Here is a 22493-nt window from a genome sequence, read left to right as displayed (position 1 = left end):
GAATTCGACGCGCACCCTCAGTGCTCGAAGATGCTCGTGTCGCCCGGCTCGGTCTCGAGCGCCTCGCGGTCGAACACCAGCAGCGCGAGGAAGAACAGTCCACCCGCGAGGAGCAGACCGGCCACGATCAGCACCGGGACCGCCGCGTCCTCGGGCGTCACCAGCACGAACAGCGCGACCGCCGACCACACCAGCGCCGCGATCGCGACCGGCAGCTCGAAGCGCCCGAGGTCGAACGCGCCCTTTCTGCGGTCCAAGTGTTTGCGCACCGTCAGGTAGAGCACGATCGTCGAGCCGTAGATGAGCGCAGGGAGGATCGTCGACGCCGTGATCAACTCCAGCAGCGCGTCACCCGGTAGCGCGACCATCAGGACGACGCCGAGCAAGAAGATGAGGATCGTCGCCGGGACCGGCGTATGTGTGCGCGGGTCGACCCGGCGCATCAGCCGATGGGCGGGGAAGCGCGCGTCGCGCGACATCGCGAAAACGAGCCGCGAGCACGCGGCCATCACCACCATCCCGGCGCCGAAGAACGCGAACGTGATGGCGACCAGCAGGATCCTCTCCATCATCGGACCGAGCTGGTCGCGCATGATCGCCGCGACCGGCGACTCGCTGGCGCTGATCCGGGGGATGTCGTCGATCGCGACGGTGAGTGCGATCACGAACACCAGTCCGAGCACCCCGGCCGCCGCGACCGACCCCACGATCGCGCGCGGGACGCTGCGATAGGGATCCTTGGCCTCCTCGGCCAGATTCGCCGCGGCGTCGAAGCCGACGAGCGTGCCGAGGCCCATGATCATCGCGAGCATCAACCCGCCGCCGACGGTGAAATAGTCAGGGGCATCCTCGGCGACACCGCGCGACGTGAGGTTGTCTGCCGCGCCGTCGCCGGTGATGACCACGGCGACGACGAGCGCGATCGTCACCGCCACGACGAGGGCCAGTTCGAGCCCGACCGCGCTCGTGTTGATCATGCTGACGAGGCGCGTCGAGGCGATGGCGAGCACGGCCTGGATGAGCAGCACCACCAGCGTGATCAGACGAGCGGTGTCCTCGTCGGGCTCCATGCCGGCCAGCGGCATGAACGCCTGGCTCGCCAGCGCATTGTCGACCGCCACCACGGCGATCGCCAGATAGCAGAACGTCAGCCAACCGAACCCCCAGCCGATCTTCGGGTTGGCCAGCCGCGAGGCCCACTGGTAGGACGAGCCGCTGAGCGGGATGCGCGCCGCGAACTGCGCCACCACCAGTGCCACCAGCAGCTGCCCCACCGCGGCGATGATCCACAGCCATATCCCGATCGGCCCCGCGTTCTGCAGCACGTCGTCGTAGGTCGCGAAGATGCCGACCGCCACGGAAATGAACGCGAACGAGATCGCGAACACCTGAAAGGGGCCGAGCGTGCGCTTCAGCTCCTGCCGATAGCCGCCGAACTCGACGGAACTCTCGTCGGTCTGCGCGGGGGTCGAAGCGTCCGCCACCTGGCTCACCTCACCTTCGTCGAAGGGTGCGCCCGTCGGCCCTGAAGCCGACGGGCCGGATCATCTTGCGAAACCAGTTCTGCTGTGGTGTCGATTTGTGCAAGGGAATACGGGGCAACCCTGTTCTCGTACGAATCGACTTCGCGCAATTCGGATATTTCCGGACTCGAATACCGCAAATAGTGGAGACCGCTCTGCATCTTCGATGATCCCCGCACGCCCACGCAATGTCACTGTTGTTTCGTGCAGCTAAATGCCGCCGAAGGGACAAGTGCTGACCGGTGACGGAAGGTATTGATTCCGTGCGTTATTCGCGCATGATCACCGCCGCGGCCCTCGCCCAATTTTGACTCGGGCGTCCAGTATGTCGCGTTGCGATGAGCGCAGCAGCCGCATCAAGCGTTCCGCCTCGCTGATCGAGGCGGCGTGGTTGAGTATCCGGCGGAGGCTGCGATCGGGCTTGTTCAGCGCCCTGAGCCAGAACATCTCCGAGATCGCCTCTGTGAGAACGGGAACCAGCGCCGTGAGGAGCAGCACGATGGCGCCGATAACTAATCCAGGGGTGTGGTGTCCGACAGCGGCCACGGCGGCGAAGGGCACACTACCAATGGTTCTCGCACTAGCCATCACGGTCGCCACCGCCCTACCGCGCGGTACATGTTGTCGATCATGGTCTGCCTCCTCGGGCTTGTTGTCGTGGAGGCTTGGGATCGCGGACACCGAAATCTCCCCCGAAATCGGCGGATTTCTCAGGAAATTCTCAGTAAGGCCCCGGGAGAGTCGTCGGTGACCAATGATCAGCGCTGGAACCGATTGTCGGATGCCGGGTTGGTGGAGCGCGTCCGGAACCCGATCGACCGAGCCGAGAGGGAAGCGGCGCTCGAGGAGATCTTCCTTCGGTACCACAAGGCCATATCCACTGTCTGCGCCTACAGACTCGATGACCTGGACCGCGTCAAAGACGTCGTCCAGATCGCCGTCGAGGTCGCCACAAGGGAACTGATCGGTGGGGACAACCCACGAGAACCCGACAATTTGCGAGCTTGGCTGTGCGGGATCGCTCGCAACCGCTGCCTCCAGGACCATCGAAGCCGGGGTAAGGAGGGCCCCTTGCCCCTGAAAACGCTGACGGCCGACGATGACGAGGAGGACAGAGTACGCAGGACGGACGAGGTCAACCGCATGCTCGACATCGTCGCAACGACGTTCACCCGACATCAACGACGCATCTACCAATTCAATATTCGTCAGGAATTGCATGGGAAGGCATTGGCGAACGCCCTTTCCATAAGCACGAAGAACGCCTACAAATTCGCCTACGACAACAAGATCCGGGTGGACGAAGGATTCGGCGCGCTGTTGCTCGCCAAGCATGGTCGGCCGCACTGTGCCCAACTCGCTCGCATTCTCGATCGAGCCGGATGGGACGGCGAGCACGACGAGCGGTTCACACGTATCCTGCGGCAGCGCATCCTCCGTCACCTGGGTACGTGTCGGACATGTGACAGCTGTGGTATCTGCGACCAGCAGCAGACCCGGCTCAAGATGCGCTATTCCCCGGTCTTGATCCCCATTCTCATAGCGCCGGAACTGATCGAGAAGATACCGGAGATCATTCGTCGAGTTCTCGATGAGGACGAGCGTGAACGTACGGATAAGCGTGATGGCGTGCGGGCTGCCGCTGCTGGCGCGGTCCTGGTCGGCGCCAAGCCTGATCCGGAAATCAAGAATGACAATGGTGTGCTGGATTGGTTTTCCAACCTTGCCAAGGCCGTCTTCGTAATAGTTCTCGTCGCCACGGTTGGACCAAAGTTGTTCCCGACCGTCTTCGACAAGCTGCAGAACAAGACGAACACGGCCGCGGTGCGGTTGGAGATTCTCGTACCAGGTGGCTACCAGGTGTACGTCGCCCCGACCGGCGTGACGTGCACCCCGGTGTCGCGAAAGAACTGCGATCTCCAACTGCGGCACGGTACCCGTGTAACGCTCACCGCGCACCGAGGGGAATACGCGTTGTACGACGGGCCGCTGACGTGGATGGGCTGCCCCTCGGGCGCGAGCTCATCCGGCAACTCCTGCACGTTCGTGCCCAACGGTAGCGCCAGGGTCTGCCTCATCGCCGACTATCCGATGCCCTTGGATTGGTGCCGCGGTAAACGATAACGACTGGCGGCGTAGCTGTCCCGAGTCGCGCAGCATCCGGTACCTCGCCGGCTGCCTCGCATTGTCCCGCTCCGGCACCGCTGGCCGCCGCCTGCTGGACGAGGTTCATTACACCCCGCCAGCCCAGCTAGAGCGTCTCCGTGAGCACCTGTCACCCGCTCACCACCAGGAGCTACGGGTTCACCGGTAGCGGGAGCCGCATTTCGAATTCCAGGCGCGGATCTTCGGGGGAGATGGCGCCTGAGACGCCGGTGCGGCGGAAACCGTGACGGTGGTAAAGGCGTTCGGCGGCGGCGTTGCTGTCGGAGACCTCCAGATGGATACCGGGGTGGCCGGCGGCGGTCGACCAGTCGATGACCGAGCGGACGAGGAGGTCGGCCACGCCGGTGCCACGTGCCTCGGGGGCAACCCACATCGAGATCAGATGTGCGCCACTGTTTTCCGTGACTACGCCGACTGTACCGAGATCGTGATTACCTGCGGTGGCGAGGAACTGGGTGCGGGCGGCGAGCAGGTCGCGCCAGTCCTGGTCGGTGCGGACCTGAGCCCAGGCCAGGGTGGAGGCGAAGGCGTATGGGGCCTCGGCCAGGGCCAGCAGCCGGATGCGGCGGAAGCGGTGCCATTCGTCAGGGCCGAGCTGGTGGATGCGGACCGACTCGATGTCCATGGCGATCATCATTCCCCGCCGCGACTGGTTCCGACACGGCAGGCATCGCCCGATGCAGTGGAATGCCTTGGTAGACAGCATGGCGACTCTCCGCGGCCCGGCCGACTTGCCCCCGAACGACAACAGCGGGGGGTGATGGTGTCCAGACTAGCCCGTGATCTCATCCATGAGCATTCGCAGCGTCAGAGAGTGTTTCTCCGGCGGTAGCGCGTCCAGGGCGGCCCTGGCGTAGGCAGTACCGCCCTCGCGGTCCCCAGCTCGTACCAGCATCAGCCCCCGGTGCATCTCGAGATGGGTCGCGAACCTCGGAAGCGTAGGCGGCAGATACCGCCTTGCTTCGTCCTGTGCGTCGACCGTTTCGGACTCATCACCGAGCCGGGCCCGGAGCAACGACCGGAATACCCCAAGACGCCAGTACGGCACGGCGTAGTCAGAGGCTTCGGAATCCTCGGAGCCCGCTTGATCGAACGCCCGGCGTCCTTCCGCATCCAGGGCCCGTGCGGTGTCAGTGTCCCCTGTGATCGCGGCGGCATGAGCCTTGCCGTAGATCGCGTTCAGGCGGCCCAGTGAGGGCCGATCCGAGATCGCTAGAGCCTGGTCGGCGAACATCTCCGCGATTGGCAGCGAAGCCCCTTCGTAGCCGAGTGCGATTGCGGCCCGGCCACGGACCCATACTCGCGTGTCGATGTTCTCGGACCGGTCGGCAGCCTCGGTGGCCATCCGGTACCACGTGACGGCTCTGGAGCCGTCCGAACCCGGAAACGTCTTGGCGTACAACGTCATAAGCCTTGCCGCGTGTGCCCACATCTGCTGTGTATCGCACTGTTGCTGGATCACTGCAAGGTCGATCACCAGCCGCTGCTGGATCTCAGCAGCTCCGCTGGTCATGTAGTCGGCCCCGTACCCAGTGAGCGTGTGGGCCCATTCGTCGACGCCGGGCCCCTTGCCCCTCAGACGCGCTGAAAATCCCTCAGCGAGCAAATCGGACGCCACTCCGGGGGCGATCGTGGTTGCGGCCACGGTCGATAGAAACTGTCGGCGGTTCACATCGGACTCCATCACTGCTAACGGCACATCCAGGACAGCGGCAAGGTGCCTGAGCCAGAACGGCGACGGCACCGACTTACACGACTCCCACCGCCGCGAGATGTACTCACGCGAGATCGGTTGTCCTGAGTGCTTGCTCAATGCGTCGGCAAGACGACCTTGTGACCACCCGCGAGCCTGCCGCAGATCGCGGATTAGCTTGCCCGTGTGCATGAGCCCATCATGCTCCGGTTCTGATGAATCCGTATGCGTGCCACTACAGATGCCACTACGTGGCACTAGGTGTGCCACTGGTTCGGAGCATCCCAGCGCAGAACGATTGACACCGGAGCGGAGAGAGGCCGCGACACCAACGGGCCGCCCGGCCGACTTCGGCCGGTCGGGTGGTGCCCGCCAACACAGGAGGCGAACCGTGCTCCCACAGAGGACGCCGAAGGACAAACGGCCGTACCCGGTGCCCACGGCCCGGCCTGAGTTGATCAAGCGTGTAGCGGAGGCGCTGCGTCAGTGGGAGCCCCTGAAGCGGGGTGCCGCGTGAGCGACGTAATCCGGCCGATGCTGGAAGCGTTGTCGGCGCGGGCTGCGGCGCGCTGCCTGAGCATCCGCCGAGCCGCACAACCTCCGTACCGATGGGAGATGTGCAACGGCGATCGGGTCGTGTTCTCCGGCTCTCTGGACCGAATTGCAGAGTGGTTGGAGGCTGCGGAGAACCGGCCGTGATTGCGGTCTGTTGGGCGATTGTCATCGGGCTACCACTGGCGGTAGTGGTCGCAGTGATCGTGTGGCCCGAACGGGTTCCGAAGGATCGGACCCGCAGCCCGCGAACCATGGCTCGCAGTGGACGACGAAGCCTGGAAGTCGAGCACCGCGGGCTGAACGACTGGTGACGTAGCGGTATTGCGGGCGTGCGCTATTCGACGGTGGAGCGTTATCGGTGCCTGCTCTCCGCCGGAGTCTGGAAGCCGCCGATCTTCTGCTCGAGCAGTTCGGCCAGCCGCAGCGGGGTGCGGTCCTCGAACATCGGACCGATGAGCTGCACTCCCACCGGCAGGCCCTCGGGGGACCGGCCCGCGGGTATGGCGGTGGCAGGCAGGCCGGGCATGGTGGCCACACCGGCCCAGACGAGCTGGTCGAAGTACGGGTACTCGACGCCGTCGATGTCGATGCGCCGGTGCTCCAGACCTCCGTTGTGGTCGTGCGGGAAGGCGGGAGTGGGCGTGATAGGGCACACCACGGCATCGAACTCGGCGAAGAGCTGCCGCCAGCCGTGGCGGTGGAGTTCGCGACGGTTGTTCGCCTCGACCCAGTCGCGGTGGCTGAGCACCATGCCGCGCAGCCGCGCCGCATCGAGACTCCGGTCGTCCGCGCTCAGGGGGCTGGCAGCCGGCGGAGCTTGCGGAGTCGGCGGGGTGGGTGAGTTCAGGGCGGCGGCGTGGGTCTGCAGCTGTTCGTACACGTCGACGGAAAGACCCGCGGCGGCGTTCGACAGCATCAGCAGCATGTAGAGCGTCGCCGCTTCGGCCGGATCGGGCAGCAGCGGACTGCGCCGTTCGACGCGGGCGCCCTCGTCGACGAGCGCCTCGGCGACCCGGTTCACGCCCGCCCGCACCGCCGATCCCGTCGGAATGAGCGGATGGTCCTCGATGATCAGGACACGAAAGTCCGACAGCCGCTCGTGGCGCGCGGGCGGCAGTGCGACGTCGTAGGCGACGCCGTGGGTCAGCGGGTCCGGTCCGGCCATCACGTCGAGCAGCAGCGCGAGGTCGCGGGCGGTGCGCGCCATCGGGCCGACGACAGCGAGGTCGAGGTCGATCGGCAAAGCCGGCGCGGGCGGCGCGACCATGCCGCGGGTCGGCGCCAGCCCGAGTGTCGGCTTGTGCGCGTAGACACCGCAGAAATGCGCGGGGGTGCGCAGCGAACCGGCGAGGTCGGAGCCGATGGACAGCGCGCCGAATCCGGCCGCCAGGGCCGCCGCCGATCCGCCGGAGGAACCACCCGACGTGCGGTCGTGATCCCACGGGTTGTTGGTGGTGCCGTAGATCTCGTTGAAGCTCTGGATATCTCGCAGCATCAACGGCACATTGGTCTTACCGAGCACAACGGCGCCCGCGGCCTCGAGCCGCGACACCTGTAGCGCGTCCTCGGCCGGCATATAGTTCCGGTGCATCGGCATGCCCCAGGTCGTGGGCAGCCCGGCGATGTTGTAGCACTCTTTGACCGTCACCGGTATGCCGAGCAGCGGCCGGTCCTCGCCGCGGGCGCGCGCCTGGTCGGCACGGTGTGCGGCGGCCCGCGCACGGTCGAAGGTCCGCACACAGATCGCGTTGATCGCCTTGTCGTCTCGCTCGATACGGGCGATCGCTTCGTCGGTCAGTTCCACCGAGGTTACGTCACCGGCACGCAACGCGGCCGCGAGCTCTTCGGCCGACCGAAAATTCCACTCCATGAATTCGACGGTATCGGTCTGCCGCAGCGGACATAAAATGCCGCTTCGCGCAAACGGGAAAGTCGAGCGGGTGAATATTAGCGCACTCGTTCTGTCATATCCCAGGTCACAGTGTCGGCAGAGCTGACTCGATTGGCGCAGGCCATGAAATGCCGTTTCACACAACGGGATAGACGTCACAATGGCTACATTGTTCCCCCTCGGGCGGCAGACTGTTCGACCGCCGCTGGTCATGGCGGGGTCCAGGTGCACGACCCCATCGGCCAGCACCATGTGCGCCGCACCTGGCAGATCAGCCTTCTCCATGGTGTTGCATCAAACACAGCATGTTGCGTATTGTTCGCGGAACGCTGGAATCATCCAGGTATGGCGCGATTTTCGCGGCGACACGCTAGGGTGGCAATTGCTCTCAACCTGCGTCGCAGCCTTCATCGCGACAATATGCAGTGTTGCATTCAATGCAATTCATCCTAGTTCCGATGTCACAGACCGAGTTTGGTGACGGCGTTGTCTTCCAACGGGTTCGCGGTGCGGATGTATCCGTGCACGGTGCGGGGGTTGGACCAGCGTCCCTGGCGCATGATTTCGCGGTCGCTGGCGCCGCCGAGCGCGGCTTGGGTGGCGAAGCCCGCGCGTAAGGAGTGTCCGGAGAAGAGGTTCGGGTCAAGGCCGGCGCGGGCGGCGTAGCGTTTCACGAGTTCGGCGACGGCGCGACCCGACATCGGGCGGTCGCCGATGCCGCCGTGGCGGGTGATGGTGGGAAACAGCGGCAGGTCGGGGTGGTCGGCGAGGCGAGTGCCGGTGAAGCCGTGGCAGCGGTGGATCCCGTCATTCGCAATGGGTGCCGTGCAGTGGTCGCGGAGAGCGAGCGACCCTGCGGCCGTGTGGATTTCGAGTAGCTCGAGCCAGGCGGCGCAGGCACAGACGGGGCAGGTGCGCGGGCGTTGTCCGCGCGGGAGCGCCACCCGCTGTTCGGCGGCGCCGGTGGGGTCGGTCTTGGTGGTCGGCAGGTGCACGAGCAGGATCGGCTCGCCGGTGGCGTGATCCGTGCTGACCCGCACGTCGGCGACGCGCAGACCCGCGAGTTCGCTGCGGCGCAAGGCGCCCGCGAAACCGATCAGCAAAGCGAGGGCGTCGCGGCGGCGGGCGGGTTCGGCGGGCCAGCCGGGCTCAGGCAGACCGGCGAGCAGCTGGTCGAGTGTGTGCAGCAGGATGGGCCGCTTCCGGGTGGGCGGTGTGCGGCGGGTGCGCCGGATACCGCGCAGAGTCAGGCGGACCACGTCGGATCGGGTGGGGGAGGGCAGCCCGTTGGCGGCGTGCACGGCGGCGATCGCGGCCGATTTGCGTTCCAAAGTAGCGGGCCCGAACGCCCATTCACCGTTCGGTCGTCGCGCGTCGGCGGCGGCCGCCAGATAGACCGCGACATCGAGCGCGTCGGCCGGCAGCGCCTGCCGCCCTTCGGCCGCGCACCACCCCGCCCACGCGATCCAGTCGGTGCGGTAGGCGCGCAACGTGTTCGCCGACTGCGACGCCTCCAGGTATCGGCGCAGCGCACCGGCCTGGACGTCGTCGAATCGCTCACGCACCAAATGCAGGGCGGCCGCGTCGACGAGCACGCTGCGCACGCCACGACGCAGCTCGGTGCGCACCGCCTCCGGCACGGCCACGACGCTGTCGCCCACTATCCGCTCCTCACTGCCCCGGCTCGGCGGCGCACAGAACATTGTGGCGCCGACCGAATTCCAGCCCAGACTATGCGCAGCGGGCGAGCCGGTCGCGCACCCGACGGTCATGTTGCGGTCGCGGACGGTTCCTCCGGCGAGACTCGGTCGCGGCCAGGGCAGCGTTGGGCAGCGGTAGCCACCACCGGATACCGGATCGGGAATTTTGGCGAACGCGGCAAACTTTTCCCCGCGGAGGACCGCCGGACCCGCATTACGCGCCGGAGCCGGTATCAGCACTGAACGGCGACACGGACGTCGCGCCGGAAGGGATCGAATATGAAGTTCGCGGTCAGTTACAGCAGCGCCCATTTCGGGACAGATCCGGACCGGATCATCGACTACGCGCGCCACGCCGAGGCCTGCGGATTCGAGGGCCTGTACCTGCCCGAGCACCTGGTGCTGTATCCCGGCGCGAAGATGCACAACTTCGAGGTCCCGCCGACGCTGCCGTTCCTCGACCCGCTCGATACCCTCGCCTACGTCGCCGCGGCGACCGAGCGGCTGCTGCTCGGCACCGGCGTGCTGCTGTTGCCGTACCGGCACCCGGTAGTGCTGGCGAAGCAGCTGGCGACCATCGACGTGCTGTCCAAGGGCCGGATGCGTTTGCTGACAGTGGGTTTGGGCACCCTACCCGAGGAAGCGGCGGCCACCGGCGTCGAATTCCGCGCCCGCGGGCGGCGCGCCGACGAAGCGATCGACGTGCTGCGGTTGCTGTGGGCGGGCGGTGAAGAGGGCGTCAGCTACCAGGGCGAGTTCTTCGCCTTCGAGAATCTCGTCCAGTACCCGAAGCCCTTCCGGGCCACGACATTGCCGATTCACGTCGGCGGATCGAGCCTGTCGGCCGCACGCCGGGCGGGACTGCGCGGCGACGGTTACTTCGCCGGCGGCATGCTGGTCCCGCAGGAACGCAGGGTCCAGTGGGAGCTGGCGCGCTCGACGGCCGAGGAAGCCGGGCGGGACCCGGACACCCTCGAATACACCCGCTGGAGCGGCGTCGACATGACCGACGAACGGCTTGCCGCCTTCGCCACGCAGGGCGTCACCCGCGTCGTCGTCAGCGCCACCGCGTCGGACCCGAACGAACAACTCGACGAACTGTCGCGCTTCGCCGAACGATTCGGTCTCGCACGGGTGTGATCTTTCGCTCGGCCGACGCCTAGTCCAGGGAGGTTCGGCCGAGCACCAGGCGAATCCGACTGCGGAACAGCGACATTCGCCAGACCGTCACTGACGGTAGGTGGCCAGGAAGCGGCCGATGCGTTCGATGATCGCTTCGAGATCGTCGGCGTGCGGGAGGGTGACGATGCGGAAGTGGTCGGGTCGCTTCCAGTTGAAGCCCGTGCCCTGCACGATGTGCAGCTTCTCCTGGAGCAGCAGATCCAGCACGAATTGTTCGTCGTCGTGGATCGGGTACATGTCGAGGTCGATGCGCGGGAAGGCGTAGATCGCGCCCTTGGGCTTGACGCAGGAGACACCGGGAATCGCGTTGAGCGCTTCCCAGGCCCGGTCGCGCTGCTCGCGCAGCCTGCCGCCGGGCAGGGTGAGGTCGTCGATGCTCTGATGTCCACCGAGTGCGGCCTGAATCGCTTGCTGCGCGGGCACATTCGCGCACAGGCGCAGTCCGGCGAGCATCGTCAGGCCCTCCAGGTAGTTCTCGGCGTGTTCGGTGGGACCGGACACCACCAGCCAGCCGGACCGGAATCCGGCGGCCCGGTACGACTTCGACAGCCCGGAGAAGGTCAGGCACAGCAGATCGGGGGCGAGTGCGGCGGTAGCGGTGTGGGTGAGATCGTCGTAATGGATCTTGTCGTAGATCTCGTCGGAGAACACCACCAGATTGTGGCGGCGGGCGATCTCGAGAATCTGGCGCAGCACCTCCGGCGAATAGACCGCGCCGGTCGGGTTGTTCGGGTTGATGATCACGATCGCCCGGGTGCGGTCGGTGACCTTGGCGGCGATATCGGCGACATCGGGGAACCAGTCCGAGGACTCGTCGCAGACGTAGTGCACCGGCCTGCCGCCGTTGAGCGCGGTCGCCGCGGTCCACAGCGGGAAGTCGGGCGAGGGAACGAGCACCTCGTCGCCGTTCTCCAGCAGCGCGGTCATCGCCATCATGATCAGCTCGGAGACTCCGTTGCCGAGGAACACCTCCTCGACGTCGACGTCGTCGACACCGAGGGTTTGGTAATACTGGACCACCGCGCGCCGCGCCGAGAGCAGGCCCTTCGAGGAGGAGTAACCGCTCGAGGCGGGCAGTGTGCGGATGATGTCCTGCAAGAGCTCCGCGGGCGCTTCGAAACCGAACGGCAGCGGGTTGCCGGTGTTCAGCTTCACGACGTGGTGGCCCTCGGCCTCCAGCCGCGCGGCGTGCTCGGCCACCGGCCCGCGGATCTCGTACGACACGCCCGCGAGCTTGCTCGACTGCTTGACCTGCATGGACATCCCTTCTCAGTGCGGTTGCCGCACACTCTACTTGGTATTTCCAAGTATGCACTTGGATTTTCCAAGCAACCGGTTACAGTGGCATGGTGCCACGTCGAAGCTATGCCCACTTCTGCGCCGTCAGCCGCGCACTCGATGTCGTCGGCGACCGGTGGACGCTGCTGGTGGTCCGCGAACTGTCGTCAGGCCCGCGCCGCTACAGCGATCTGTTCGCGGACCTGCCGGGCATCAGCACCGATGTGCTGGCCGCCCGGCTCAAGGATTTGGAGCGCGACGGCATACTCACCCGCCGCCGCGTCGGCCCGCGCGCGGCCACCGCGGTCTACGAACTCACCGAGTCCGGCCTCGGCCTGCGACCGGTCCTCGACGCGTTGTCGGCTTGGGGCGCACCGCTGCTCGGTGAACGCGGACCCACCGACGCCGTCCGCGCGCACTGGTTCGCTCTGCCGCTGGGCCGCGCGGTCGCAGAGCTGCTCCCCGAGGGGGTCGCGACCGTTCACATCGGCGAGACCACATTGCACTACATCGTGACCGACGCCGGGATCAGCCATCACGACGGTCCCGCCGACGCCCCGGACCTCGAACTCCACCTCGATCTGGAGGGCGCGACCGAAATAGTGACGGGCGCGCGTTCTTTGGATGAGGTGGCAGACCGGCAGTTCGCGGGTCGGCCCGAGTGAGGGTATGGGTCCGGGACGTTCTCGGGACCATCGGGCGGAGGGTCGTCCGCTATCGGACGATCCACCCGACGAGCGAAAACTCCTGAACTCGACCGTCCTCTACAGTGTGCAGACCAACCACGGCACGGCTCCGGCCGATCCAATCGCCGATATCGTTGCCGCGCCGAGCACATCCTCCACCCGATGCGCCACCGCCGCAGTGACTCGTCGACGGCGGTATGCTCGGCCGTTCGCAATGCCGCGGATTCGCTGCCTGGAAGGGGAGTGCGACGTGGACCTGATGGATCGCATCGGAATCGAATATCCGGTCGTACAGGCAGGAATGTCCGGCGGCATCGCTACCGGTGCGCTGGCCGGGGCCGTGTCCGCCGCCGGAGGGCTCGGCACCGTCGGTCTGCTGGACCCTCAGCAGCTGAGCGGCGAACTGGACGCCGCGCGCGAGCGGGCGAACGGCCGGCCGATCGCGGCCAACCTGCTCGTTCCGTTCACCACCCGGACCCAACTCGACACGATCCTGGCGGCGAAGGTGGACGTGGCGACATTGCACGGCAGCTTCGATGCCGGACTTGTCGCCCGGTTGCGTGAGGCAGGAGTCTGTGTGCTGGTCACCGTGGGCGCCGTCGACGGTGCGCGTCGCGCCCTGCACGACGGAGCCGACGGTTTGGTGGTGCAGGGGATCGAGGCAGGAGGTCACCTGCTCGGCGTGGAGCCTGCGCTGGCCGCGCTGGAGAAGGTGCGTGACGCCACCGGTTCCCGCGCGCTGCTGGTCGCGGGCGGCATCGCCGAGGCCGCCGACACCCGCCGCGCATTGGACGCCGGTGCGGCAGCGGTCGTGGCGGGAACCCGTTTCCTGCTCACGCACGAATCCCGCGCCCACGACGCCTACAAACAGCGCGTACTCGACGCGGACCGAACGCTGGAGACGATGCTCTTCGGCATCGGGTGGCCGATGAGGCACCGTGTAGTGCCGAACGCGGCCACCGAGCGTTGGTGCCGAAGCGACCCGCGCGGACCCGCGGCGGTCGTCTGGCTGGCATCCTGGACTCGCGGCCTGCACCGCCTACCGCTGCGCACCGCGAACGCCCTGACCGCGATACAACATCCACTCATCCCGTTCTACGGTCCCGGCGCACCCCTGACCGGGATGCCCGAACGCCGAGTGAACTCCACCGCCCTGTATGCCGGTGAGACCGCACTACGCATCCGCTCGGTGGTACCAGCCGCGCAAGCCGTCGCCGACCTCGCCGGCCTGACGCAGTGACTCTGAAGCGCGAGAACTCTTGGGGCGCATAACACCTCGGTGTGGACAGAGAAGGCGAGCGGTGCGTGAAGCAGCAACCTCGGCGAAGTAGTGTCACTCATCATTCTCCTCCGGGTCCACTGGACGCATCCGTCGGCCTTCGGGTGTGAAGGAGAAGGTGGCCGGGAAGGATCCTGTGCCACATCGGATTGCCAGCAGAATCGGCTCCGGGTATTTGGGCGGCCAGTTCTGTGCTGCCTCGGGATCGGCGCCATTCCAGAAATGGAAGACCACCATCGGGTCTGTGGCGTCGGCGGTCGCGTAGGCCAGGGTTTTGCCGTAGAACGGATTCGAGCCGCCGAACAGCACACTGGGCTCGCCGAAGGCGTCGATTGCTTCACTGAAGGTGCGGTCTCGGTCAGTGAATCGCGCTGTGGCCGCGCAGAGTTCGGTGTACTCGTCGCGAGTCAATGCCCGATCCAGCACGAGCCATCCTCTGTTGCGAGCGGCTTCGGCGTACATCGATGCCAAAGCCGTGACGATGCCGTTGCGGGGAAGTTCGCGTAGCAGAGCGCCTCGGGCGCCCGTGGGTGTGAAGGCATTGCGATCGCGCCAGGAATTCCAGAGGTCCCCGCGGCCGTTGTCGTCGTCCTCGAGGAAGAACAAGTGATCGAAGGTCGTCCAGAGCGCGGGCTCGCTCGCCGCCGAATATTTCGGGTCGCCGCAGCATCATGTTGACCTGGTCGACCAGATAGGCGTGCATCCGATCGCCTGAGCGAACCATCGAACCGTGTACTCCTTGTCCGCGCCAACTCGATTCGACGACGATCTCACAGAGCAGTGGGAAAGTAGCATCGCGGGATGGACGGTTTCTTGCTGTTCGTGATCTCGGTCGGTCCCATGGTGCTGATTACGGGTGGATTCGCATGGGCTACGACCCGTGCGCGCCGACGGGGGATCGGTGGCGCTTCGGTAATCGGGCCGTTCCAGGACATGTGGGATCCAGGTGCGGCGCGAACCCAGATCGAGATCGAGGTGCAGGCCGAGCAGGCAGCGCCTGCCCCTTCTCCAGGTGACCCTCCGGACTCGGCCCCGGAATCCTGAAGCTGGCCTGAGCCGCAAAGTAGCTTCGCGTACAGGCTGGTTCGAGGTGAAGTGTCGGTAGGCCGCGGTGTGTCGCTGTGATGTGGCCCGCGAGATCTTGATCGGACTCGTGGTGTGTCGCCGCTGATGATGCGGTGGATGGTGGAGCGGCCGACGTCAGCGCAGGGTCAGTGGGGTCTCGGATTCGACGTGGGTCAGCTTCTGCGGGTTGCGGACGAAGTAGAGGCCGTTGATGCGTTCGTCCTCGACACGGAAGGCCATGACGCCGTCGATCTCGCCGTCCAAGCGGAAAACGAGTGCCGGGCTGCCGTTGAGCACGGTCGGATCGATGGTGATCGTGGCGTCGGTTTTGCCGATGCCTCCGAGGATGTAGCGAACCACGTTCTCGGCGCCGATGACCGGCCGCAGCGCTGCCCGTTTGACGCCACCGCCGTCGCTGACCAGGACGACCTCGGGGGCGAGCACGTCCAGCAGAGCCTGCGGGTCTCCGGATTCGAGGGCGCGCCGGAACGATTGCAGAGCCGTCCGGGTCTCGCTGGCCGAGACCACTGACCGGGGGCGGCGGGCGTCGACGTGCCGACGGGCGCGGTGCGCGATCTGACGAACGGCTGCTGGGGTTTTGTCGACGGCGGCGGCGATCTCGTCGTAGCCGATATCGAATACCTCGCGCAGCACGAACACCGCCCGTTCGGTCGGTGACAGCGTCTCGAGGACGAGCATCAGCACGATCGACATGCTCTCGGCGAGCTCGATGTCGGCGGCCACGTCCGGTGCGGTGAGCAGCGGCTCAGGCAGCCAGGGACCGACATAGGATTCCTTGCGGCGGTTTATGGTTCGCAGCCGGTTGAGCGACTGCCGGGTTGTGATGCGGACCAGGTAGGCGCGCTCGTCGCTCACTTGTCCCAGGTCGACCTTGATCCACCGTAGCCATGTCTCCTGCAGGACGTCTTCGGCGTCGGCTGCCGATCCGAGCATCTCGTAGGCAACGGTGAACAGCAGATTGCGATGGGCGAGGAATGCCTCGGTCGATGGGTCAGTGGCGTGGTCGCTCACATCCCGATCTGTCTCCTTCGCGGGCGGCCCTGGTAGCCGATGGCCTTCACGCGGTGTACTCACTGCGATGTCCTCTTTCATTGGTAGCGGGTGACTGCACGCACTGCGGTCCAGGCCCGTTCGGAGTCGACCGGACCGCCATCGTTACGTGGCCCAGGCTGGGCGTTCAGCTGGTGGGCAGCGTCTCGCCACGGGTGACTTGCAGTAGTTCCCGGCGCTTGTCATCGGGGACCCATGTCAGCGAGCCGGGCTTGCGTGCCTCCTCCGCCAGATGTTCGACGGTGTGCTTGCACACGAACTCTTTGAGCTTTGCACCAGGGCGGCCGCCCACGTAGTACCTGTTCGCGGTGTCATTCTTGTCGGCGAACTGGAAGATGCCAGCGCGACGACCCAGACTGATGCACTGGCCGAAGAAGCCCAGGTTGATGGGCTCCGGGTGCTCACCCGCGATCCAGGCCAGCACCGTGTCGGCGGCATGAGCGCCGATCCTCGTGGCGGACTGACAGCTCATCCGGAACGGCAGGTCCGATGGTGCCGCCGCATCCCCGGCCGCGACGATGCGGGCATCGTCCACACTCGTCAGCGTCTCGTCGGTGAGCAGACGTCCGGTGGCGTCGGTGCTCAGCCCGCTACGGGTGGCCAAGTCCGGCACACCGAACCCCGCCGTCCAAATCGTCACCGCGCTCGACAGGGTGTGACCGCCGGTGAGCTGCACGGCATCGCGTGTCACCGCCGTCACCGTCGCCTCGGCGCCTTCGAGCACGGTCACCCCGAGTCTGGCCAGCCGTTTGGCCACCGAGCGCCGGCCCCGAGGATGCAGGTACGGGCCGAGCATCGCACCGCACACCAGCGTGATCGAGCGGCCCTGCTCGGCCAGCTCGGCAGCGGTCTCGATGCCCGTCGGACCGGCGCCGACCACCGTCACAGCGGCCGTGGCGGGCGCGGCGTCGATGACCGGCCGCAGCCGCTGCACCTCCTCCAGAGTGGCGATCGGAAAGGCGAACTCGGCCGCTCCCGGCACACGGGCGTCGGCACTGCCACTGCCCACCGCGTAGACCACGTAGTCGTAGCCGACCGTGCCGCCGCCCGCCAACGCCACGCTGCGGGTGGCACCGTCGATCCGGGTCACGGTGTCGACGACCAGCCGGACACGCTCGCCCAGCACCTCTCGGTAGTCGACGACCGCCTCGTGGTTCCCGGCCACCAACTGATGCAGGCGGATCCGTTCGACGAAGCTCGGGCGCGGGTTGATCAGTGTCACCGTCACATCGTCACGCTGCGTGAGGCGGTTGGCCGCCATCACACCGGCGTATCCGCCGCCGATCACGACCACGTCAGTGTTCCCAGCCATGGCGTCTCCTTCGATTCACAGGGGTCCGGCCACCAGACACCGCGTGAACGATCGCTGTGACAGGATCGTGAGCCAGATCACTCCTCGTGATGAGCGAGACGTACTGCGGCGCATCGGAAATGCCGGTGCGTGCGCTGCGTCGTGGCGCACGTCACGCCAGGCGTGGTGTCACGCACGCAGCGCCGGCGGTGTCTGATGTCCGACCAGTTACACCATCGGGAAGCTGACAGCGATGCCCGCGAACGGCATCGGCGAGCAGCCCGTCGGCGACGAACGGCTCGGCCAGGACGAGTCCGAGTCGCCTGCACCTGTAGGAGAAGCCCATGAACCTCGCCCTCTGGATCGCTGCCGGGCTGCTTGCCGCCCTCGCCCTGTTCGGCGGCCTCACCAAGGCCTTCATGCCCAAGGCCAAGCTGGACGAGTTAGGCAGGAAGTCCGGCGGCGGATGGACCGAACACGCGAGCGCCGGCTTCGTCCGATCCCTCGGGCTCCTCGAGATCCTGGCCGCCGCCGGCCTGATCCTGCCCGCCGTGCTCGACATCGCACCGGTGATGGTGCCCGTCACCGCCGTCTGCTGGATCCTGTTGATGATCGGCGCGATGATCACCCACGCCCGCTACGAACAGTACGAATACGTCGCACTGAATCTGGTCTACCTCGCTGTGGCCGCCTTCGTGGCTTGGGGCCGCTTCGGCCCCGAATCCTTCACCGGCTGATTCAGGTAAGTCGCCAGCCGGTCGCGCCGTGCGGTTCGGTGGTGCCATCCCCGACAGCCGCGTGCCGCGTGACGAAGTCCGCCGCCAGCTTGTCCACCTCCCGCAACAGCGTCTCCAAGCTCACCTTGCCCGGATCGGACTTCAACTCCGCCAACAGATTCCGGCCACTGGCCAACGGCACCGCGACCAGCGTTCAACCGGTCGATCGACAGCTCACTCAGCTGTGAGGCAGTGCGCTCGCAGAACTGCTTCTCGAAAGCCGCCCGCGCCGAACCGATAATCCGATCAATGAGCCCCGGTGGTTCGATCCGCTCACCACGGCACCGCACCAGCAGCGCTCCTCGCAGCTGCTCGTCGCGCAGCTCGACCGCCGGCTTGTCTTCGTCGCTGCGGGAGAACTTCCGGAACCTGAACGCATCGCGAACCTGCGCCCCGGTGATACTCGATCGTGCGCCCAGACCAGCGGTACTCGCTCAGCAGAGCGGGATCGACTTTCACCTGCTCCGTCATATACGCCACCGCGACAGCAGGCAGCTCCTCCGGCCCGCTCGGAAACCGGTCGATCGCAGCCGGGCACTGTCCGCCGAGCGGCAGCATGACCTTGAAACCCGTTGTTACACCGTTGAAGGTGGGACAGAGCCGTTGAATGGACACTTCAGCCATTATCTCCGCTAATCGGTACGAAGTAAGTCGAGTATGTCGAACCGGTGCGTGCGCCAGATGCGACGCGAGCGTTCCTCGGGGTAGGGCTGGGTGATCGGCTCGGCGTCGTAAACGCGAGTTGTTCTTGTTTGCGGATCGTAGGGCGCCCAGCCAGGTTTGCCGGTGGTTGCGAAGTTCACCCAGTCGGTGCGTATGTCGTTGGCGACGTGGGTGACTTCGTTTGCGGCGTTCGGGTGAGCGGCTGGGTGGGCGCGGACCTCAGCGCTGCTGAGGGTGCCGAAGATGAGCAGGAAGTCGAGACAGTGGGAGGCGCCCTGTTCCCGGTTGAAGCTCCAGCTGAGTTCGTAGAGCCAGACGGGTCCGCCACCGGCGTGCGCGGCGGCGGCGAGGTGCAGGCTCGGCATGCGAAACAGCCAGTCGGTGTTGAGAAGTTCGTACCGTTGCTCGGGTGTGGCGTCCGGGTAGGCGAGGCGGTAGACGTCCTCGGTGGCCGTGGCGGGTGCGAGGTGGCCGAATGCCGTGGTCATCCGCGCAACGGTCGGCTTCGAGCCGGGCCGGGCGGTGTACAGGCGGAATTCGTCACGGGTGTGACCGATGAGCAGGTCGATGTCGCTCGCGGCGCCGCCGGCGAGTGCACGCCATGGTGCGTCCGGCAGCAGAGCACCATCGACGACCGGTGAGAACGGGGTGGGCGTAAGCGCCATCGGACCCCAGGATTCGACGAATTCGGGCAGCTTCTGGATGACGGCATCCGTCGCGTCGGTCAGGGCGCGTGGCGGGATACGGGAGAGTCCATCGATGGTGGCCCGCACACCGAGTTGCGCGGCGATCGTCGTGGAGATCGCGGCGGCGAGCCGTTCGGAGAAGTAGGTGCCCGGCATGCTCTGACTGATCGCACGACGAAACAGTCCGGCTGCCACCGGCATGACGAGCAGGGCGGCAATGCACGCCCCACCGGCGGACTGGCCGAATATGGTGACGTTGGCCGGATCGCCGCCGAACGCGCCGACGTTGTCCTGAACCCATCGCAGTGCCGCGATCTGGTCGAGAATGCCGCGGTTTTCCGGTGCTCCGGCGATGTGGGCGAAGCCTTCCGCGCCGACGCGATAGTTCATGCTGACCACGACCACACCGGCCGCGGCGAGAGTCGCACCGTCGTAATGCGGGTTGGCGGAGTGGTTCTCCAGGTAGGTGCCGCCCTGGATCCACACCATCACCGGCAGTCGAGCGGCACCGGGGTCAGGTGACCAGATGTTGAGCGTCAAACAGTCGTCGGACCCATCACCGGTTCCGGACACCGACGACATCACCGAGCCCGCATGGCTCGCTTGGGGAACCGGCGGACCGAACTCCAGCGCGTCACGGATGGCATCCCACCGCTTTACAGGAACGGGAGCCCCGAACCTACGTGCGCCGAACGGCGGCTCGGCGTAGGGGATTCCCCGGAAGACCGCGACGGCGTTCTCCCATCTGCCACGCACAACTCCGGCAGCCGTACGGATCTCAGGACCGAGTTTCACTCGGGTACGGTACTCACTTCCTCCGGCAGGTCGCCTGCCGATGCACCGATCGATCGCGTCGACGAGGACCCGCAGCACTTGCCGCCTCACCCGCGCCGGGCGCAGCCTCGCCCTCCCATCAGTCTGCGGCATGTGCCTTCGACCTTATTGGCTCTCAACAGCATTAGGCCCCTGACATGGTCCTGGAATCCTGAAGCTGGCCTGAGCCGCAAAGTTGCGATCCGCACCCTCATGAGCGGACTACAGCGCAAGCATCTTCTCCGGATCGACTGCAGGCATTGGGTTTCGCGGCTAGCCTCCATTGCCGACTATTACTACCGGCGCCCTCTGGTGGTGGGATGGGGAAGGTCGGTCTGGCCGAGGACTTTGCGGAGTGCCGATGATATGACGTTGAGTTCTGTGGTGTCGAGGCCGGTGAAGCGGCGTTCGATGGCGGCGAGGTAGTGCGGGGCGGTTGCACGGAGGCGTTGTCGGCCGATATCGGTAATGCTGACGAAGGCGGAGCGGCCGTCGTCTGGATTGGATTCGCGGCGTACCAGGCCGTGTGACTCCAGTTCGGTGACCAGCCTGCTCACCCGGGTGCGGCTGAGCACCACCCGTTCGCCCAGGTCGCTCATGCGCAATGGTTGCGGACCATTCAGCTCCAGCAACACGTCGTACCAGCTCAGGGGCAGTCCGGTGGCGCGACGTAGTTCGGCGTCCAGCTCGGGGACGAGTTTGGCGTGCACCTGAAGCAGCGCGGCCCAGGCGCTGATCGCCGGGTGTGATCGGTTGGCATCGTTCGGCACGGTACGCATCCTAGTCAATTGCGTGCGTGCGCACACATATAGTAGCGTGCACACGCACGCAAATTTCTGCCGGTGAAAGGTACTAGTGATGACTGCCCTGATCGCCCGTGACGAACTCGCAAGAGAGCTCGAGACCGGTTCGGTGACCGTGATCGATGCGCTCCCCGCCGAGTACTACGCCAAGGGGCACTTGCCCGGCGCACTCAACCTCGTCGAAGCAGACGTGGAAGCCAAAGCGTCGCAACTACTTCCGAACAAGGATGCGGCGATCGTCACCTACTGCTCGAACCCGGCGTGCGCCAACAGCACGCAGGTCGCCGCCAAGCTGGAAGCCCTCGGCTACACAAATGTGCGCAAATACCGTGAGGGCATTCAGGATTGGACAGAAGCAGGCTTCCCCGTCGAACGCTGATCGCTGACCGTGTGGGTGTGGCAAGTGCCGCGTGCAGTTGCCACACCCGGCGCTTGCCCGCCGTTGATCTCCCGCCGCAGTTCTTCCGAAGCGAGACAGTCGCAGGCGAAGATCGTGCGCACCGCCCGGCCCAGCTTCTCCAATGCCCTGGGACCACTCCTGCGTGTTCTATTTGCAGCTCGGGCCAGCTTCAGGATTCTGGGCCTACATCGGGTGGTAACTCGGACTGCCGGGCAACTCTTTCCGGAAGGGCACGTGACAATTCGCCATGTCGACGGCAGGTCACTCGAGGCTCCGTCGGAGGGCCGTCGGTCGGCTCGTTGACTCAAAGAGTTTCGGCAGATGTATCGAGCCAGGCGATGAGGACGTCGAAGTCGCTCGGTTGCAGCCCGACGCGGGCGTCCACACGGTGTAGAAGAGCGCGGCCGGTGTGATGCGCTGAGACCCACTCCTCGTCGTTGTCGCCGATCTCGTCGTCGATCCAGATGAACGAGCGCCCCGCAGCCCGTTCGACCAACGTGCGGGTCTTCCAGTGCAGGCCGAACCATGTGTCGATGCGATCGTCCTGTGTATCCGGCCAGCCCATCACCGCGAGGGTCGGCAATCCGAGAATCGGGCCTACGTAGCGGTTGGCATCATGCATACAGGTCGTAGCCCATACCAGTTCACACCCAAGGCTGGATAAGAGAGGTCCCAACTCGGGATTGACTCGTGCTGTAAGTGAGTTCGACTCGCCAGACCCCTGGTGGAGTACCGAATCGGACCCGTCCGCAACCTTCTCGCCGAACGGGATCAGCGGTCCATCGACGTCGAGGAACAGCACTGGACGGTGCGGCCTATCCATCACACTCGCAGGCTAGTCTTCATCTGGACAACATCGCCGTATCGAACGGCTACGCACGCCGACCCGACGGCGTTGAGCTCGACCGCATGCTCGAGGTCGCTGACAGATTCATCGCCTGGTCGAAGTCGATGACAGAGTCTGATTGTCGC

The 22493-nt window shown here is 66.0% G+C and carries 21 protein-coding genes; 7 read left to right on the top strand and 14 right to left on the bottom strand.

The features are described from left to right. Window positions 1–17: 17 nt before the first annotated feature. Complete coding sequence (locus AB0H50_RS24640; RefSeq protein WP_357456806.1) at window positions 18–1484, bottom strand: amino acid permease; 1467 nt, start codon at window positions 1482–1484, stop codon at window positions 18–20. 321 nt (window positions 1485–1805) lie between these two features. Continuing rightward, window positions 1806–2084: a hypothetical protein gene (locus AB0H50_RS24635; protein WP_357456804.1), complete on the bottom strand. Its 279-nt coding sequence runs from the start codon at window positions 2082–2084 to the stop codon at window positions 1806–1808. A 186-nt stretch (window positions 2085–2270) separates the two neighbouring features. Here AB0H50_RS24635 and AB0H50_RS24630 point away from each other — a divergent pair, with 186 nt between their 5' ends. Then, window positions 2271–3647, top strand: a complete 1377-nt coding sequence (locus tag AB0H50_RS24630; RefSeq protein ID WP_357456802.1) for a sigma-70 family RNA polymerase sigma factor — start codon at window positions 2271–2273, stop codon at window positions 3645–3647. A 172-nt stretch (window positions 3648–3819) separates the two neighbouring features. Here the strand turns inward: AB0H50_RS24630 and AB0H50_RS24625 are convergent, their stop codons facing one another. The 4 genes from AB0H50_RS24625 to AB0H50_RS24610 form a co-directional block, all read right to left on the bottom strand. Next, window positions 3820–4314, bottom strand: coding sequence for a GNAT family N-acetyltransferase (locus AB0H50_RS24625; protein ID WP_357456801.1), 495 nt, complete (start codon window positions 4312–4314; stop codon window positions 3820–3822). 147 nt (window positions 4315–4461) lie between these two features. Then, window positions 4462–5574, bottom strand: coding sequence for a helix-turn-helix transcriptional regulator (locus AB0H50_RS24620; protein WP_357456799.1), 1113 nt, complete (start codon window positions 5572–5574; stop codon window positions 4462–4464). Between the two features lie 715 nt (window positions 5575–6289). Continuing rightward, window positions 6290–8113 (bottom strand): amidase, encoded by a 1824-nt coding sequence (locus AB0H50_RS24615; protein ID WP_357456797.1) that lies wholly within the window; start codon window positions 8111–8113, stop codon window positions 6290–6292. A gap of 176 nt (window positions 8114–8289) precedes the next feature. Further along, window positions 8290–9489 carry a site-specific integrase gene (locus AB0H50_RS24610; RefSeq protein ID WP_357456795.1) on the bottom strand — a complete coding sequence of 400 codons (1200 nt, stop codon included), beginning with the start codon at window positions 9487–9489 and terminating at the stop codon, window positions 8290–8292. A gap of 318 nt (window positions 9490–9807) precedes the next feature. On the opposite strand from AB0H50_RS24610, the gene AB0H50_RS24605 reads away from it, so the two are divergent. Continuing rightward, window positions 9808–10668: a TIGR03619 family F420-dependent LLM class oxidoreductase gene (locus AB0H50_RS24605; RefSeq protein ID WP_357456793.1), complete on the top strand. Its 861-nt coding sequence runs from the start codon at window positions 9808–9810 to the stop codon at window positions 10666–10668. Between the two features lie 87 nt (window positions 10669–10755). Here the strand turns inward: AB0H50_RS24605 and AB0H50_RS24600 are convergent, their stop codons facing one another. After that, window positions 10756–11973, bottom strand: coding sequence for a pyridoxal phosphate-dependent aminotransferase (locus AB0H50_RS24600; RefSeq protein WP_357456791.1), 1218 nt, complete (start codon window positions 11971–11973; stop codon window positions 10756–10758). Between the two features lie 86 nt (window positions 11974–12059). Here AB0H50_RS24600 and AB0H50_RS24595 point away from each other — a divergent pair, with 86 nt between their 5' ends. Beyond that, window positions 12060–12653 carry a helix-turn-helix domain-containing protein gene (locus tag AB0H50_RS24595; protein ID WP_357456789.1) on the top strand — a complete coding sequence of 198 codons (594 nt, stop codon included), beginning with the start codon at window positions 12060–12062 and terminating at the stop codon, window positions 12651–12653. 271 nt (window positions 12654–12924) lie between these two features. After that, the gene (locus AB0H50_RS24590) at window positions 12925–13914 is read left to right on the top strand and encodes a nitronate monooxygenase (RefSeq protein WP_357456787.1); all 990 of its coding nucleotides are present in this window, start codon (window positions 12925–12927) and stop codon (window positions 13912–13914) included. Window positions 13915–14007: 93 nt separating this feature from the next. Here AB0H50_RS24590 and AB0H50_RS24585 read toward each other — a convergent pair whose 3' ends face one another. Beyond that, window positions 14008–14559 (bottom strand): hypothetical protein, encoded by a 552-nt coding sequence (locus AB0H50_RS24585; protein WP_357456785.1) that lies wholly within the window; start codon window positions 14557–14559, stop codon window positions 14008–14010. Between the two features lie 195 nt (window positions 14560–14754). Here AB0H50_RS24585 and AB0H50_RS24580 point away from each other — a divergent pair, with 195 nt between their 5' ends. Then, entirely contained in the window at window positions 14755–14997 is a 243-nt protein-coding gene (locus AB0H50_RS24580; protein ID WP_357456783.1) for a hypothetical protein, read from the top strand. A gap of 156 nt (window positions 14998–15153) precedes the next feature. Here the strand turns inward: AB0H50_RS24580 and AB0H50_RS24575 are convergent, their stop codons facing one another. Both AB0H50_RS24575 and AB0H50_RS24570 read right to left on the bottom strand, forming a co-directional pair. Further along, window positions 15154–16113, bottom strand: a complete 960-nt coding sequence (locus AB0H50_RS24575; protein ID WP_357456781.1) for an RNA polymerase sigma-70 factor — start codon at window positions 16111–16113, stop codon at window positions 15154–15156. A 103-nt stretch (window positions 16114–16216) separates the two neighbouring features. Beyond that, window positions 16217–17401 (bottom strand): FAD-dependent oxidoreductase, encoded by a 1185-nt coding sequence (locus AB0H50_RS24570; protein ID WP_357456779.1) that lies wholly within the window; start codon window positions 17399–17401, stop codon window positions 16217–16219. A gap of 323 nt (window positions 17402–17724) precedes the next feature. Between AB0H50_RS24570 and AB0H50_RS24565 the strand changes: the two genes are divergently transcribed. Then, the gene (locus AB0H50_RS24565) at window positions 17725–18117 is read left to right on the top strand and encodes a DoxX family protein (RefSeq protein ID WP_357456777.1); all 393 of its coding nucleotides are present in this window, start codon (window positions 17725–17727) and stop codon (window positions 18115–18117) included. Between the two features lies 1 nt (window position 18118). Here the strand turns inward: AB0H50_RS24565 and AB0H50_RS24560 are convergent, their stop codons facing one another. The 3 genes from AB0H50_RS24560 to AB0H50_RS24550 form a co-directional block, all read right to left on the bottom strand. After that, window positions 18119–18298: a hypothetical protein gene (locus AB0H50_RS24560; protein WP_357456775.1), complete on the bottom strand. Its 180-nt coding sequence runs from the start codon at window positions 18296–18298 to the stop codon at window positions 18119–18121. A 490-nt stretch (window positions 18299–18788) separates the two neighbouring features. After that, window positions 18789–20300, bottom strand: a complete 1512-nt coding sequence (locus tag AB0H50_RS24555) for a carboxylesterase family protein (RefSeq protein WP_357456773.1) — start codon at window positions 20298–20300, stop codon at window positions 18789–18791. 314 nt (window positions 20301–20614) lie between these two features. After that, on the bottom strand, window positions 20615–21088 hold the full coding sequence (locus tag AB0H50_RS24550) for a MarR family transcriptional regulator (RefSeq protein WP_357456771.1): 474 nt from the start codon (window positions 21086–21088) through the stop codon (window positions 20615–20617). A gap of 88 nt (window positions 21089–21176) precedes the next feature. Here AB0H50_RS24550 and AB0H50_RS24545 point away from each other — a divergent pair, with 88 nt between their 5' ends. Then, the gene (locus AB0H50_RS24545; RefSeq protein ID WP_357456769.1) at window positions 21177–21500 is read left to right on the top strand and encodes a rhodanese-like domain-containing protein; all 324 of its coding nucleotides are present in this window, start codon (window positions 21177–21179) and stop codon (window positions 21498–21500) included. Window positions 21501–21825: 325 nt separating this feature from the next. On the opposite strand, the gene AB0H50_RS24540 is transcribed toward AB0H50_RS24545, so the two are convergent. Continuing rightward, window positions 21826–22344 carry an HAD domain-containing protein gene (locus AB0H50_RS24540; RefSeq protein ID WP_357456988.1) on the bottom strand — a complete coding sequence of 173 codons (519 nt, stop codon included), beginning with the start codon at window positions 22342–22344 and terminating at the stop codon, window positions 21826–21828. Window positions 22345–22493 lie beyond the last annotated feature (149 nt).

Origin of the sequence: Nocardia sp. NPDC050793, assembly GCF_040654065.1 — a bacterium.
In the GTDB taxonomy this organism is placed as follows: domain Bacteria; phylum Actinomycetota; class Actinomycetes; order Mycobacteriales; family Mycobacteriaceae; genus Nocardia.
The sequence above is the reverse complement of the archived record's forward strand: the minus strand, read 5'-3'. Positions and strand labels throughout refer to the sequence as shown.